Origin of the sequence: Micromonospora parva (assembly GCF_000718515.1) — a bacterium.
Taxonomy (GTDB): domain Bacteria; phylum Actinomycetota; class Actinomycetes; order Mycobacteriales; family Micromonosporaceae; genus Micromonospora; species Micromonospora parva.
In genome coordinates, this window is sequence record NZ_JNZS01000021.1 from 1 (window position 1) to 14,589 (window position 14,589).

The 14,589-nt window shown below is 69.8% G+C and carries 13 protein-coding genes and 1 pseudogene; 4 read left to right on the plus strand and 10 right to left on the minus strand.

Annotated features, from left to right (window positions below; all coding sequences use genetic code 11):
• Positions 1–1,018 (minus strand): glycoside hydrolase family 5 protein (locus IF22_RS0124975; RefSeq protein ID WP_030336045.1); only part of this gene is annotated, 1,018 nt, incomplete at its 3' end.
• Positions 1,019–1,392: 374 nt separating this feature from the next.
• On the opposite strand from IF22_RS0124975, the gene IF22_RS0124980 reads away from it, so the two are divergent.
• From IF22_RS0124980 to IF22_RS36225, 3 genes are read left to right on the plus strand one after another with little or no spacing between them, the layout of a single operon-like run.
• The gene (locus IF22_RS0124980) at positions 1,393–2,355 is read left to right on the plus strand and encodes a TIGR03557 family F420-dependent LLM class oxidoreductase (RefSeq protein WP_030336047.1); all 963 of its coding nucleotides are present in this window, start codon (positions 1,393–1,395) and stop codon (positions 2,353–2,355) included.
• Positions 2,352–3,227: an alpha/beta fold hydrolase gene (locus IF22_RS0124985; protein ID WP_030336049.1), complete on the plus strand. Its 876-nt coding sequence runs from the start codon at positions 2,352–2,354 to the stop codon at positions 3,225–3,227. The genes IF22_RS0124980 and IF22_RS0124985 overlap by 4 nt, the downstream gene beginning before the upstream one ends.
• Positions 3,224–3,352, plus strand: coding sequence for a hypothetical protein (locus IF22_RS36225; RefSeq protein WP_256443305.1), 129 nt, complete (start codon positions 3,224–3,226; stop codon positions 3,350–3,352). Before IF22_RS0124985 ends, IF22_RS36225 begins: the two co-directional genes overlap by 4 nt.
• 11 nt (positions 3,353–3,363) lie before the next feature.
• Here the strand turns inward: IF22_RS36225 and IF22_RS0124995 are convergent, their stop codons facing one another.
• The 7 genes from IF22_RS0124995 to IF22_RS0125025 form a co-directional block, all read right to left on the minus strand.
• A complete protein-coding gene (locus IF22_RS0124995; protein ID WP_156057855.1) occupies positions 3,364–4,389 on the minus strand; it encodes a hypothetical protein in 1,026 nt (341 codons plus the stop codon).
• Between the two features lie 65 nt (positions 4,390–4,454).
• Positions 4,455–5,264, minus strand: coding sequence for an endonuclease/exonuclease/phosphatase family protein (locus IF22_RS0125000; protein WP_030336054.1), 810 nt, complete (start codon positions 5,262–5,264; stop codon positions 4,455–4,457).
• 11 nt (positions 5,265–5,275) lie between these two features.
• On the minus strand, positions 5,276–6,766 hold the full coding sequence (locus IF22_RS0125005; protein ID WP_030336056.1) for a phosphatase PAP2 family protein: 1,491 nt from the start codon (positions 6,764–6,766) through the stop codon (positions 5,276–5,278).
• A 70-nt stretch (positions 6,767–6,836) separates the two neighbouring features.
• Positions 6,837–7,838 (minus strand): YihY/virulence factor BrkB family protein, encoded by a 1,002-nt coding sequence (locus IF22_RS0125010; protein WP_030336058.1) that lies wholly within the window; start codon positions 7,836–7,838, stop codon positions 6,837–6,839.
• Complete coding sequence (locus IF22_RS0125015; RefSeq protein WP_030336059.1) at positions 7,831–8,835, minus strand: diacylglycerol/lipid kinase family protein; 1,005 nt, start codon at positions 8,833–8,835, stop codon at positions 7,831–7,833. The genes IF22_RS0125010 and IF22_RS0125015 overlap by 8 nt, the downstream gene beginning before the upstream one ends.
• A gap of 93 nt (positions 8,836–8,928) precedes the next feature.
• A complete protein-coding gene (locus IF22_RS0125020; RefSeq protein ID WP_030336060.1) occupies positions 8,929–9,507 on the minus strand; it encodes a Clp protease N-terminal domain-containing protein in 579 nt (192 codons plus the stop codon).
• Complete coding sequence (locus IF22_RS0125025; protein WP_030336062.1) at positions 9,507–9,743, minus strand: HTH domain-containing protein; 237 nt, start codon at positions 9,741–9,743, stop codon at positions 9,507–9,509. Before IF22_RS0125025 ends, IF22_RS0125020 begins: the two co-directional genes overlap by 1 nt.
• A gap of 148 nt (positions 9,744–9,891) precedes the next feature.
• Between IF22_RS0125025 and IF22_RS0125030 the strand changes: the two genes are divergently transcribed.
• Entirely contained in the window at positions 9,892–10,752 is an 861-nt protein-coding gene (locus IF22_RS0125030) for a universal stress protein (RefSeq protein ID WP_030336064.1), read from the plus strand.
• A gap of 147 nt (positions 10,753–10,899) precedes the next feature.
• On the opposite strand, the pseudogene IF22_RS34680 reads toward IF22_RS0125030, so the two are convergent.
• Both IF22_RS34680 and IF22_RS36230 read right to left on the minus strand, forming a co-directional pair.
• A pseudogene (locus IF22_RS34680) lies at positions 10,900–11,149 on the minus strand (IS1380 family transposase); the annotation flags it as partial.
• Between the two features lie 181 nt (positions 11,150–11,330).
• Positions 11,331–14,336, minus strand: a complete 3,006-nt coding sequence (locus IF22_RS36230) for an SGNH/GDSL hydrolase family protein (RefSeq protein WP_156057858.1) — start codon at positions 14,334–14,336, stop codon at positions 11,331–11,333.
• Positions 14,337–14,589: the final 253 nt, after the last annotated feature.

The following is a 14,589-nucleotide window of genomic DNA, read 5'->3' on the forward strand; positions in this document are numbered from 1 at the left end:
TGGTCGGCGGGGGCGTGGTGGGCGGGGGGATACTGTCGAAGATGCTGGCCTGCCTGGCGGTCTGCCGGATCCCGTTGGCACCATTGAAGAGGCGCTGACCCCAGTCGGTCAGGCTCGCCGGGTTGAAGTTGGTGGCCAGGTCGAGATACTCCACACCGCCGCCGTTACCGCTCCACGACCAGCCCAACCAGCCGATCCCGTTGGCCTGGCTGTACGCGAGGATGGTGTCCTCGTCCGGGTTCCCATCGGAGTGGTTGAAGCCGAACTCACCGACCACGATGGGCAGTCCCGCGCTGCGGAACCGGCCCAGGTAATCGCTGATCTCCGCGGCGGTGTCGAACACGCCGTACATGTGGATCGAGAAGACCGTGTTGCGGGCCGGGTCGGCGGCGAAGACCGACGCGGCGTTGTCGCGCATGGTGAACGACCAGTCCTGGCCCCAGTTCGGCCCGTCCACCATGATCGTGTGGTTCAGTCCGCCGGCCCGCAGGCGCTTGATCGCATTGGCGTTGTCGGTGGCCCAGGAGGCGTAGTTCTGGTTGCCGTACGGCTCGTTGCCGATGTTGACGATGACGTACTTTTCCTGACCGGAGAGGACATCGGCGAGACTGAGCCAGTAGTCGACGGCGCGGGCCAGGGTGATCGCGCCGCTCTGCTCGCCGTACCCGGTGGTGTCGTGCACCTCCAGCACACAGATCAGCCGGTTGGCCTTGCAGAGTGAGATGACGTTGGCGACGTCGGCGTTGGTGTTGCGGGTCCAGCGGTCGCCGCTGGAGAGCACCACCCGTACGGTGTTCGCGCCGAGCGCCTTGACGTCGGCGAACGAGCTGGTCTGCTGCGGGTACCAGGTGTGCGCGTGGTTGACGCCGCGCATGATGAATTCGGTGCCGTTGGCGTCGTACAACTTGCCGCCAGCGACGGAGAAACCGGCCGCGGCGTGCGCCGGCTGGCCGAACGCCAGCACGGTGACGAGCAACGCGAGCAGTGTCGCGCCGGCGGCGGAGAGTCGAGTCTTCATGGCCTTCCTCAGGGAGGACCCCCGGTGCCCGACAGGGGTGGGGACGTGACAGGGAAGGCGGCTGCAGCCCGGCAGCCGCGCCCGGCTCCCGGCGCAGGCATCAGCGTAGGGCGATGGGATGGTCATCGCAACCGGTTCAGTTGGCGAACCCGATGCCCGGACAGCCGCAACGGCCCACGCGGACGCAGGCCGTCACGGGGCGGTCATCCCCACCACAGGATGTGCGCCACACCCGGCTCTTAACCGGTTAAGAGCGACGGTAGGCAGGTGACTGCGATCCGTCAAGGACCGGGTCAGTCGAACCGGACGAGAGGGTTGACCGGCGCGCACCGGGGTATCCCGGGAACGATCCGTCGGTGAGAGGGGATACCAGGATGGTCAGCGTCGGCTACACCCTGATGAGCGAGCAGGCCGGGCCCAAGCAGCTGGTGGACCACGCGGTGCGGGCGGAAGCGGCCGGTTTCGACCAACTGGTGGTCTCCGACCACTACTACCCCTGGCTGGACTCCCAGGGCCACTCCCCGTACGCCTGGTCGGTGCTCGGCGCGGTCGCCCACGCCACCTCCCGCGCGCAGCTGATGTCGTTCGTGACCTGCCCGATCCGTCGCTACCACCCGGCCGTGGTCGCGCAGAAGGCCAGCACGGTCGGGGCGCTCTCGGACGGCCGGTTCACCCTCGGCCTGGGTGCCGGGGAGAACCTGAACGAGCACGTGGTGGGCGGCTGGCCGCACGTCCAGCAGCGGCACGAGATGTTCGAGGAGGCGTTGCAGATCATCCGTCCGTTGCTCAACGGGGAGACGCTGACCTTCTCCGGCAACCACTTCGACGTGCCCGACGCCTACGTCTGGGACCGCCCGGAACGGCCGGTGCCGATGGCCGTCGCCGCGTCCGGTCGACAGTCCGCGACGCTTGCCGCCGAGTACGGCAACGGCATCATCTCCACCGAACCCGACCGCCACATCATCGAGATGTACGACGACGCCGGGGGCGCCGGCCAGCCCCGCTACGGCCAGGTGGCCATCTGCTACGGCCCCGACGAGGCCGAGTGCCGCAAGATCGTGCACGACCAGTTCCGCTGGTTCGGGATGGGTTGGAAGGTCAACGCCGACCTGCCCAACCCGGACTCCTTCGCCGCTGCCACCCAGTTCGTGCGCGAGGAGGACGTCGCCGAGGGCATCTCCTGCGGTCCGGACGTGGACGCGCACGTCGAGGCGTTCGCCAAGTTCGTCGACGCCGGCTTCACCCACGTGGCGATCATCCAGGTCGGCGGGGAGACCCAGCCGATGTTCCTGGACTGGGCGCAGGAGCAACTGCTGCCCCGGTTGCGCGAGCTGTGAACCGAGACGTCGTCGACCGGCCGACCGGGTCGCCCCGCCGCACCTCCGTCGGCCGGTTCGGGCCGGCCGACTTGCGGCTCGCCATGGCAGCGCCCCGGCCGGCCGGCGGACTGACCAGCGAGTGGCGGCTCGTCGACGGGCTGCGCACCCACACCCGCCGCAGCGCCGACCCGGTGAACGGGGCACCGCCCGTGGTGCTCGTGCACGGCCTGGCGGTCTCGCACCGGTATCTCACCCCGCTGGCCGTCGCGCTCTCCAGCACCCATCAGGTGTACGTGCCGGACCTGCCCGGCTTCGGGCTCTCCGCGCACCCCCGGGGCGCGTACGACGTCCGCCGGCACGCCGAGCATCTCGCCGCCTGGCTGGCCGCGTACCAGTTGCCGCCGGTCTGCCTGCTGGGGCACTCGTTCGGCGCGGAGGTCGCCGCCGCGCTCGCCGCTACCCACCCCGACGCGGTACGCGCGCTGGTGCTGGCCGGTCCGACGAGTGACCCGGCGGCCCGGTCCCGACGGGCCCAGTTCGGTCGTTGGCTGGTGGACATCCCGCACGAGGCGCCGCTGCAGGCCCCGATCCTGGTGCGGGACGTCTGGAACGCCCGGCCCTGGCGGGTCCTTGCGACGCTGTCGCACTCGGTGCGTAACGCCATCGAGGCCGACCTCGTCCGGGTCGGCGTGCCCACTGTCGTCGTCACCGGCGATCGCGACCCGGTCGTGCCGCACCTGTGGCGGGACGAGGCCACCCGACTGGTGCCGGCGGCGACAGTGGTGGTCGTACCCGGTGCCGCGCACAACGTGGTCACGACCGCGCCGACGGCGGTCGCGGACGCGATCCGCCACCTGCTCGCCCCACGACCCACATCCACTGACAGGTGACCATCATGCGTTTCGGCAACACGGAGATCCGCCCGCTCGGCGGTGGCCTCGGCTGCCTCCTGATGATCCTCTTCTCGATCGTCGCATCGGTGGTGCTGACCGTCCTGCTGAACCTGGTGCTCTGAGGCCACACCCCTCAACGGCGCAGGCCCAGGGCGGTGAGCACCTCCCGGGCGCCCAGCCGGGCCGGGTCGAGCACCGAATGGCGGACCCAGCGGGCCACCGGCACGACGGTGGCCCGCCACACCGCCCTGAGGCCCCGCGCCACCGGCACGACCGTCACCGACCAGACCCACCGGAGGCTGCGCAGCAGCGGGCGCACTGTGTGCCGCCACAGCCAGCGCAGCCCTGTCCCGAGTGGGCGCAACACCAGACGGTAGAGCTGTCGCAGCAGCCAGCCGGCCGTCCGCCACGCGCCGAGCACCGCGGCGACGACCAGCCGACCTGACCCCGCGACGAGCCACCAGAGCCCGCGCAGGAGCCCGACGAACGCGGCACTCAGCGCCCTGTCGAGCGCGCCGACGGCACGCCGCAGCAGCCGTCCGACGGGGGTGAGCGCCGCGCCCAACCAGCTCAGCGGCCGCAGGACCAGGCGCTCGGCGAGCCACGCCAGACCACGCCCCAGCGCGACCAGTGGCGGACGCAACCCTCGACGGGCCAACCAGACCAACGGCATCCAGATCACCGTGCGGGCCACCCACGCGAGTGCGGACGCCAGCCAGACCAGCGGCAACCACACCAGAGTGCGGGCCACCCACGCCAGCGCACGCCCTACCCACACCAGCGGCAACCACACCAGGTGCCGGGCACACCAGGCCAGCGGCAGCCACACCACAGTGCGGGCCACCCACGCCAGACCACGGCCCACCCAGACCAGCGGCAGCCACACCAGGTGCCGGGCACACCAGGCCAGCGGGGGCCAGAACAGCCGGTGCAGCAGCCGGCCGGCAGCCGCGATCAGCTCCCAGAGCAGGCGTACGGGCAGCACCACGACCAGCGCCACACCGCGCGCGACGGCCGCGACGAGCGGAAGCGCGACGGCGGCCGGCTGCTCCGTTGCCGAGACCAGCGGGTCGCCGGCCGGATGCGCCATCGTCGGCGCGGCCCGGTGCTCGACCGACGGACCGGGCAGCGGCGGGCCAAGGGGGTGGCGGTCGGTCACGGTGGCACGGTAATCGGCCCGCGCCACACCGTGGGGGCGGGCCGCGCGAGGCGGCGGACGGCCGGTCAGCCGGCGGACAGCTCCACTGTGGCGAGCAGCGGATAGTGGTCGGAGGCGGTGGCCGTCGCATCGTCGCGGACCACCCGACAGTCGTGCAGCCGTTGCGCCACAGCGGTGCTGCCGAGCAGGTAGTCCAGCCGCATCCCGGCGAACTCGGCCCCGCCCAGCCGGGTGGGCACGGTGAGGCCGTCGGCCTCCGGTGCGTCGACGTTGCCCGCCGGCCAGAGGTCGACGAGGCCGGCGGCGAGCAGCCGGGCGATCGCGCGGGTGTCCACCGCACCGCCGGAGCGACGCAGGTGCCGCCGCCGGTAGAGCGTGGGCATGCCGGCCAACCGGGCGGTGTGGTCGACTGTCGGGTCGAGCGCGTTGAGGTCACCGGTGACCAGCGCCAGCGGCCCCTCGTTGCGGCGCATCGCCGCGACCAACCAGTCGACCTCCATCCGCCGTCGACCCCCCGAGTACGGGTAGAGGTGGGTGCCGAGCACGGTGAACGGGCCGGCGGACGTGGCCACCACGACGCGGGCGGCGGCGTGGTGGAACGGGCGGCGCACCGACCCGGCGTCGACGACCCGGTACGGCGGCCGGACCAGCACCGCCACCGGCTGCCCGAAGCAGGACCGGGCCAGGTGGGGCGTCATCCCCACCCGGCCCGCCACGGTGGCCAGCAACCCGTCCCGGTCGAAGCCGCGCAGCTCCTGCAGGGCCAGCACGTCCGGTGCCTGCTCGTTGATGACCTGGACCACCTGATCCAGCCGGTCGGGGCCGCCGCGATCCCGACCGCCGGTGCGGATGTTCCAGGTCATCACCCGCAGCACGACGGCGACACCTAGTCGGCTCGGCCGGCCCGCGCCATCTCGTCGTCGAGAGTGTCCACGTCCTCCGACTCGATGGCCGGCTGGTTGCCTTCCTTCAGGTCCTCGTTGGGGCGGACCACCAGGTAGAGCAACCCGATCCAGAGCGCGGAGAGCAGGATCGCGCCCATGAAGTCGGTCGGGTGGTGCATCCCCCGGTACATCCGGGAGGTGGCCACCCCGACCGGCATGATCACGGCCAGCGCCACGAAGAGCCACCGCCACCACCGGTCGGTACGCGGGAAGACGATGAGGGTGATCGCCAGCCAGACGCAGATCGTGGCCGCGATGTGCCCGGACGGGAACGACGAGGTGGGCATCTGCCCGTCCAGGTTCTCCACCGGCGGACGCGGCCGGTCGACGACGTGCGCCGACGCCAGGAAGAGGGTCAGCTCACCCACCATCGCCAGCGCCACGAAGAGCACCGGACGCCAGCGCCGCCACACCGCCAGCACCAGCGGGCAGAACACCAACGAGATCAGCAGGATGGCGTGGGTGTCACCGAACTTGCTCCACCACCAGCTGACGTCGGTCAGCACCTCGGTGTGCCGCTCGGCGAACCACTGCGGCACCTCGGTGTCCAGGGTGTCGAAGAAGGTGCCCTTGGCGTGGTAGCTGACGTACGTGCCGAAGGCGTACAGCGCCCCGAACACGATCACCCAGCCGACCAGCAGCTCGGCCACCGCGGAGCGGGGATGGGCCAACACGTGTTCCTCGGCGGGAGCGGGGGCGATGTCGTGCCCCGCCTCCGGCTCCAGGCCCTCGGTCAACGGCGGCACCGGCCGGCCGCGCTCGCGCCGCCACAGCCGGAAGGCGTACGCGGTGACGCCCAGCCAGGCGGCCCCGAGCAGCCAGGCGCCCAGCACGTCGGAGACGAAGTGCACGCCCAGCGCGATCCGGGTCAGGCCGACCAGCACCACCAGCACACCGACGCCGACGATGGCCGGCTTGCGCCAGCGGGGCGCCATCGCCGGCAGGAACACCAGCAGCAGCGCTCCGTACGCGACGAACGAGCCGAGCGCGTGCCCGCTCGGGAAGCTGTTGCCGGGCGCGCTGGCGATCGGCACGTCCACCACCGGACGGAGCCGGCCGACGAGCGTCTTCAGCGACGGGTCGAGGATCAGGCCACCGACCCCCGTGATGATCAGGTAGACGGCGAGCCGGGGTTGCCGCCGGATCAGCAGCCCGACCACGGCGATGGTGACCAGCCAGATGAGGATCGGCCGGCCGCCCAGGTCGGTCACCGCCTGGAGCACGGTGACCAGCGCGTGGTGCGGGGCGACGAGCCCGTTGAACCACTCGGCGAGCGCGTGGTCGGCGTCCTGCAGTGGGCTCCACCGCACCCGGACGAGCAACAACAGCAGCCCGAAGGCCACGCCCGCACCGGTGACGGCCACCAGGCCGGCAATGCTCCGTTCGGCGAAATGACCGATCGGACGGCGCGCCACCTCTTTGACCGCGGTCACCCCGCACCTCCCTTGTCGGCTCTGGCGAGGCGCTTTACCCGATCCGCGTCCGTTGTACACGCCGGTGCCGCTAGAGGGCCGACATGTCCCCGGTGTCGTACAGCTCGGCGCGGTCCGGGTCGGGCTCCCACAGGTCCGGTTGGGCGGGCTCCCGCACACCGATGCGCAGCGCCTCCAGTTGGGCGGCGAAGGCCAGCCCACCGAAGAGGGCCATCCCGGTCAGGTTCGCCCAGAGCAGCAGCGCCATCATGCCGGTCAACGCACCGTAGGTCTGCCCGAAATCGTCACTGAACCGCACGTACGCGGCGAGCAGCAGGCTGGCCAGCCACCACAGGGCCGTGGCGATCCCGGCGCCGAAGAACAGCCAGGAGAGGCCGGGCTGGTTGCGGCGTGGCGCCTGCCGGAACAGCACGGCAACGGCGAGGACGGTCAACGCGAGGCTCAGCGGGAAGCGGACCACGTTCCAGATGCCGTTGGCGACCTCACCCCACTCGTAGTGCTCCCGTACCGAGTCGCCAATCGCGCCGCCGCCGACCAGGATCAGGAAGCCGGCGAGCGCGGGCAGACCGGCGGTGACGGCCAGCACGGCGGCGCGGACATATTTCCGCAGCGCCGGGCGGTCCCGTTCGACCCCGTAGATGCGGTTGGCGCCCCGCTCGATCTGGGCCATCGTGGTGGTCAGCGCGAACAGGCCGGTGAGCAGACCGAGGGTGAGTGCCAGCTCCCCGGCGTCCTCCACCCTTTCGCCCTCGCCGAGCAGCTCGCCGACCATCTGCGCGCTCTGGCCGGGGGTGACCGCCAGGACGGTGTCGGCGACAACCTGGCCGCCCTCCTGGACACCCAGCTCGCTGATCAGGCCGGTGAGGGCGATCAGGAACGGCACCACGGCGAGGCACAGCTGCAGCGCGAAGGCCCGGGAGTGGCTGAACCCGTCGCCGTAACGGAAGCGGATGAAGGCGTCCCGCAGCAGGTGCCAGCCGCCCTCGCGACGCAGCGTGTGCCAGGCGTCGTCGGCGGACAGCTCCTCGTCGGCCATCAGCCGGGTCTCCGGCACGATGCGGGTGCTACTCACGACGCGCTTCCTCGATCAGCTGCTCGCCCCGCTCTCCGGCGCCCTGCGCGTCGACGGCCAGGTCGGGGGCGTCCTCGGGCTGGGGGACGCAGAGCCAGAGCGCCTGCGGGCGAACCTCGGCGTGCAGTTGCCGGCCCGGTGTGATGAGGTCGCCGTCCAGCTCCCGGGGCTGTGCCCGGTTGCTGGTGACCACCACACGCCGGCCCCGGAACACCTCCATCTGTGGCACCCGGCCGCTGCGACGGACCACCGCCCAACCGAGCGCGAGCCAGTGCCGCAGGCTGCGCGGGGTGAGCACGGCGACGTCGAGCCAGCCGTCGTCCGGCTCGGCCTCGGTGAGCAGGCGAACCCCGCCCTGCAGGCGGCCGACGTTGGCGATCAGGACCGAGCGGGCCCGGCGGCGCAGCGGCGGGCGGTCGTCGATGCGGATCTGCACCCGCATCGGCCGGTCCCGCAGGTGACGGGCGGCACCCACCACGTACGCCGGCCAGCCGATGCGGGCCTTGGTGGTCTCGGAGGTGGCGTCGAGCATCTGGGCGTCGAAGCCCATGCCGGCCATCACTGTGAAGTACTGATCCTCGACCGCGCCGACGTCGAGCAGCCGTCGGCCGCGTTCGACAGCGACCTCCAACCCGGCGGCCAGGTCGGTGGAGAGCCCCAGGTTGGCGGCGAGCAGGTTGCCGGTGCCCTGCGGCAGCACGGCGAGGGCCACGTCGGTGCCGACGAGCGCGCTGACACAGGACATCACGGTGCCGTCACCGCCGCAGGCGAAGACGAGGTCGACGCCGGCCTTGACGGCCTGCTCGGTCTGACCGCGACCCGGGTCGTCGACTGTCGTCTCGTACCACTGCGGCGCGGGCCAACCGGCCGCGGCCAGGGCGTCGTCGACGGTGCGTCGCAGCTCGTCGAGATCGTCGACCTTCACCGGGTTGACCACCACGGCGGAGCGCAGCCCGCCGTCGCCGCCCGCGGGCCGCCTGTCCTGTCCAGCATCCACGGCGTCAGTGTGCAGCACCCGGACGGCTTCAGCGACCCGGCGAACGTCTGGCGTCGGAAGTGCCACAGACAGGTTTCAAGACGGTTCCACCCGTCAGGCCGCCGCCCGCAGCGCGACCTCCACCCGCCGGCGCAGATCGTCGAGGTCGACCCCGGACTCGGTGAGCACCAACGCGCCCAGCCCGCCGCCCTCCCGCAGCACCCCGAGCAGGATGTGCTCGGTGCCGATGTGGCGGTGGCGCAGGCGCAGGGCCTCCCGCAGGGACAGCTCCAGCGCCTTCTTCGAGCGGGGCGAGAACGGGCCGCCGAGGTAGCGCTTTCGCCCCCAGCGGCGGCGCGGCGCCGGCACCGCCTCCCGTAGTGCGTCCGGGCCGAACGACTGCTCGATGCGGGCCACGATCGCGGCCAGGTCGATGCCGATCTCCCGCAGGGCCGCCGCGTCCGCGTCGCCCAGACCGGCGCCGCCGCTCACTGTGTGCCGGCGGATGCGTTCGCGCAGGTCGTCGGCGCGCACCCCGGCGTCGGCGAGCACCCTGCTGGCCAGGCCCGCGTCGTCGGCAAGCAGGGCGAGCAGCAGGTGCTCGGTGCCGACCGGCCGTTGACCCTCGGCCCGTGCCTCCTCCAGAGCCCGCCGCACCACGTCGCGCGCCCGGTCGGTGAACCGTTCGAACATCACGCCTCCCAGGATGAGTTGACCGCCGGTCGCCCGGCGTGCTTCTTGTGCACTGCCTGTCGGCTGACCTCGAGCGTGTCGGCGATCTCCTGCCAGGACCAGCCCTGTCGTCGGGCGTTGTCCACCTGGACCACCTCGAGCCGCTCGAGCAGCCGGCGTAGCGCGCGGACGGCACGCAGCCCGACCCGGGGGTCGGTGCTGCCGGCTGCCGCCGCGAGTTCTGTCGCCTGACTCATGCTGTCAACATACGTTGACAGCACTCGCCGTGTCAACTCTGGTTGACGAGAGGTGGCCGAAGCCGATCCGCCAGGGCGATCGTCCGACTACCCTCGGTCAGGGGACAGCTTGGTCGTGCCGGGCGCGACGCCCGGGAGGTGATATCGGATGGCCGCACCCGCCGACGCAGCGGTGCTGGTCGGCCTCGGGTCGGAACTCGACCTTCCGGTCGTCGAACAGGCCGCGCAGGAGGCCTCCGACCACGGCCGGCCACTGCACCTGCTGAACACCTTCGACTGGCGCGCGGCGTTCGACGCGGACACCGTCGCCGCACCCCGCGACCAGGCCGAAAAGCTGATCGCCCGCGCCGCCCAGCTCGCCCACCAGACCGAGCCGGGGCTGACCGTACGCGGGGAGATCGTCGAGAGTGCCATGCTGCCCACCCTCATCCGCCGCTCGGAGGCTGCCTTCCTGCTGGCCGTCGGCGACAGCGGCATGGCGGGCAGCGGTCAGTGCGTTCCGGCCGAGACGACCGCCGTGCAGTTGGCCGCCCGGGCCGGCTGCCCCCTGTTGGTGGTCCGGCGTGAGCCGCCACCGCAGGGCCCGGTGCTGGTGGGGGTGGACGGCTCGCCCAGCTCGCACCTCGCCCTGCAGTGGGCCGTGGAGTGCGCGGCCCGCCGCGACGCCCGACTGCTGGCCCTGCGGGTGGTGGAGTACGACGAGGACACCGACGCTGTCGCCGAGCAGCTCACCGAGGCACTGGCCCGGCACACCGGCCGCGACAACACCGTGCCGACCGAGTGTCGCGTGGTACGCGGCGACCCCGCCGAGGTGCTGATCGACACCTCCCGCCACGCGCAGGTGGCACTGGTCGCCGCCCGCGGCGACGAACCGGGCCGGGCCATGCTGGGCGCGGTCGCCCAGTCCCTGCTCTACCACTCCCCCGCCCCGGTGGTCGTCGTCCGCGGCCTGGCGAAGAAGCCGCTGACCGGGCCCACCACTCGCCTGGCGCGGCGCAAGCAACCCTGACCCGGGGCGTCGCCGGCCGCGAGGGCTCCGCGCCTCAACGGTGGCTGACCTGGGGCGAAGCCTTCGTCGTCCCACGGCTGTGGCGCACCGTCGATGACGACGGGACGGCCGGGGGCTGCCACGCCTCCGCCCTCCGAGTTCCAACTCGTCACCCAGAGCTTCGCCGCCGTCGGCGAGCATCACCGCCACATCCACCACGACCCGACCCGGTTCATGCACCGGCCGGCGTTGCCGCAACCCGGCCAGCGCGTCAGCGAAACCGCTGCTCAACCCGGTGACTTCAGCGATGTCGGCCAGCAGGCGGGGCCGGCATGACCGACCAAACCGCGCCCGCCACCAGAGACTGCAACCCTCGGACGCGTACCGGTACTCTGCACTCTGAAGTGCCTTCCGTGACAGACGATCAGGACCCTCGACAAGTCCCATCGTTCCAGATCAGAAGGCACTTTCGCGTTCCCGGCCCACCCACCGGACAGCCCTTAACGAAGGGCCGAGGCTGGGACGTTCAACCGGCTGGGCCCCGGAGCCGTGGTGACGGTTCCGGGGCCCAGCTTTTGGTTGTGGTCAAGGTGTGACGGTCAACTGCCGGCTGGTCGTGTGGGGGTCACGCAGGTGGTTCGGGCTGATTCGAGGGTGCCGTTGATGGAGGTGACGCAGTATTCGTAGTTCCAGAAGCCTGAGGTTAGGTAGGCGATGCCGTGGGTGGGTTCGGTGAATGTTTGTTCGCTTGGGGTCAGGGGGCTGCCGTTGGTGAGGTCGCGGGTCCAGACGCGGTAGCCGGCGGCTGTGTCGTTTTTGGTCCAGGTGAGTTGGACGGTGTTGGCGTCGAGGGGGTTGATCTGTAGGCCGGTGGGTGCGGTGGGGGTTGTGGTGCCGACTCTGATGGGGCGTGCGTTGTTGGGGAGGCCGGAGCCGGTGGTGTTCCAGCTGGCTACGGCGATGATGTAGCGGTGGTTGGGCTTGAGGCCGTCGATGCGGGCGGAGAAGCCTTTGATGCCGGTGCTGGAGAGGATGGCGTTGGGGGTGTCCTGGTCCCAGTAGATGACTTCGTAGCGTTCGATGGCGTCGGGGTTGGTGGGTACGCCCCAGGTGATGGTGAAGCCGGTGGCGGTGGGTTGGGTGATGATTCCGGTGGGTCCGGGGGGTGCCGTCGGGTTGGCTGTCGCCCTTGTGGGGGGGAGTGACCAGTCGGATTTTTGGTCGTCGGTGTCGCCGTTGTCGGTGCGGACCTGGTATTCCCAGGTCAGGTCTTTGGGGGAGAGGGTTTCGTGGCGGTTGGCTTGTACGCGGGATTCGTTCCAGGTGGTGGTGCCGACCAGTCGGGAGCGGACGGTGTATCCGTGGGCGCCGAAAACCTTGGGCCAGTTGACGGTGACGCCTTGAGGGCCTTCGCCGGCGGTGATTCCGTCGGGTACGGGCGTGGGTCGTTTCGGGATGGTGGTGGGGATGTCGAGGGGTTTGGTGCCGTATCCGAAGTCGTTGTGCAGGGTTTCGGTGAATGCTCGGGCGATTTGGTATTCGCCGGTGGCGTTGGGGTGCAGTCCGTCGTAGCCGGCGGGGCAGCTGGTGGGTTCGCAGTCGTAGTTTTCGCGCCACTTGACTAGCTTCACTGGTGACTGGTTGGTGTTCCAGGTCGGGATCGCCTGGGCCAGCCGGGAGTTGTAGTCATTGGTTTTGTCGGGTAGTTGTTCGTTGCCGCCCAGCAGGGTGCGTTGCGGGACGTTGGCTATCGCGAGCTTGATGTTGGGATTGGCGTCGCGGGCTCTGTCGACCAACACTTTCATGCTGTCCACGGTGTCCTTGGGGTTGGTGACCGACCAGCCCAGATCGTTGAAGCCCAGGCCGAGCAGGATCAGGTCAGGCTTCTGCTGCTGCACCTGGTACTGGATCAGGCTCTTGGCAACCGCTGCCTGCTGGCCCCACATCGCGAAGTGTTCGTCGTCGTCGAAGGTTTCCGCCCGCTTGTCGTACTCGCCGCCGAAACGCGTCGATTCAGTCTCAGGCTCGGGTAATTGCCCTTGCAGAGTTGGCGGTTTACGTCCGGGTGCCCGGGCCGGCACGGTGCCCTTATAGGGGCCAACGAACTCGGCGTCCACGCCCTGTTCCCTGAACCACTCCGACAGTCGGTAACGCCAGGTCCAGTCGCCCTCGTCACCCTGACTCATCGAATCACCCACCACCATCACCCTGACGCTGCCCGTCGGATCAGGACCGTCGAGGTGGGTGAAGTAGACGGTGGAGTCACCGTCGCGTTCGTAGTTGCCGTTGAATCCCCAGTTGATCCAGCCGCCGTCGCCGTTGTTCCTCACCACGCCGACGTCGAGCGCGAAGACGGTCATGCCATTCACGTTCGCGAGGTGTTTCAAGTTCGAGAGATAACCAAAGGAGAACTGGTCGACCGACTTGACGACGAGGATGTTCGTGTCAGGGAAGCACTTCTGGTACTCGGTGGTCAGCGACCGGACGAGCTCCTCGCGGTCGCCGGGCACCGACCCGGTGTAGCCGCATCCCGGGTACGGTCCGTTCGCGGTCGACGTGTGCTGCGGAGTATCGGAATCGAAGTTGGAATCGGCGAATCCGGCCATGGGGTCGAAGGTGAGGTCGGCCGTCGCCGGATCGGTGAACGCCACCGTCATGCCGTCCGAGCTGCGGGTGAAGTTTCCGTAGAACGCCCAGTTGTTCCAGCCGCCGTCGCCCATGTTGTGGAACGTGCCTGTCTTGAACACGTGAACGTCGTAGCGGCCTCGACTCGCTACCCCGGATGGCCGTCCAACCTCGGTCGAGTCTTTCGCGTCGTAGTCCTGCATGCTGAACGCACTCGCGAACACCTGCGACGTCGGCGGGGACAACCATTCGTGGGATTGCTCGTCGTGCATCACCATGACGTTGTAGTCCGGGAAGCAGGTACGCACATCGTTGAGCAGTGCCCGTACGTGTCCGACCTGTGCGTCGTTGCTCAACCCGTTGTAAAGACTGTAGTACATGTTGCGATCCACCCGGTCGCGGGTCGTCACCTCACACTGCGGACCAGAAGACCATCCCGAGCGCCGCTCGGGAAGCGGCGGCGTCGTGAAGGTCACGGTCCGTCCATCGTCGCTCTTGGTCCAGTATCCCTCGTAGCCCCAGTTCTTGTAGCCGAGGTCACCGGCCTGATAGAAGGTGCCGGATTTGAAGACGTACACCCGATACTTCGTGTCACTCAATTCGATCGTGGTGACGAAGTACGCCTCCGTCATGTGTTGCGTGCTGCCGTTGTGGGGCTGGGCGATCACAACGTTGTAGCCGGGGAAGCAGTACGCCACCCGCCGAACGGCCTCCTTGACCTTGTCCGCCTTCTCGTTCTCCGAGGTGATTATGTAGGAAATCACCGACGCGAGACCCAGGAACATGTTGCCCATCACGAATTTCGGCTCCGCCCACACGATCGCCGGGGCATTCGCCCTCGGGTCAGCATCAAGGCAGGCCGACGGCAGCGCTCCGGGCGTCAGCGCCGCTGCGTTTGCCTCGGGCACGGCGGCGGCCTTGGTCACGCCAACGTTGGTGGAGCCGGCCACAACCAGCACCAACGCAAGGAAGAACGCCATGAGACGGGTGCCGTGCCGCCTATTTTTGTGCAGCCATGATCGACTATGGGAATGAGACATGGAGGACTTCTCTCTGTCCGATCATGGCACCGAGGATGGAATCAGGAAGTCGACTCCGACAGATCATGGCGCCGGACTTCCAGGCCCACCCGCTGCCTGACCTGGGACAAGTAGGGGATCCGACGCTCGCCTCGACGTACGCCGTCGATGGTCCGTCGTCAGTTGTCGGTCGTCAGTTCTTTACATCGATGAT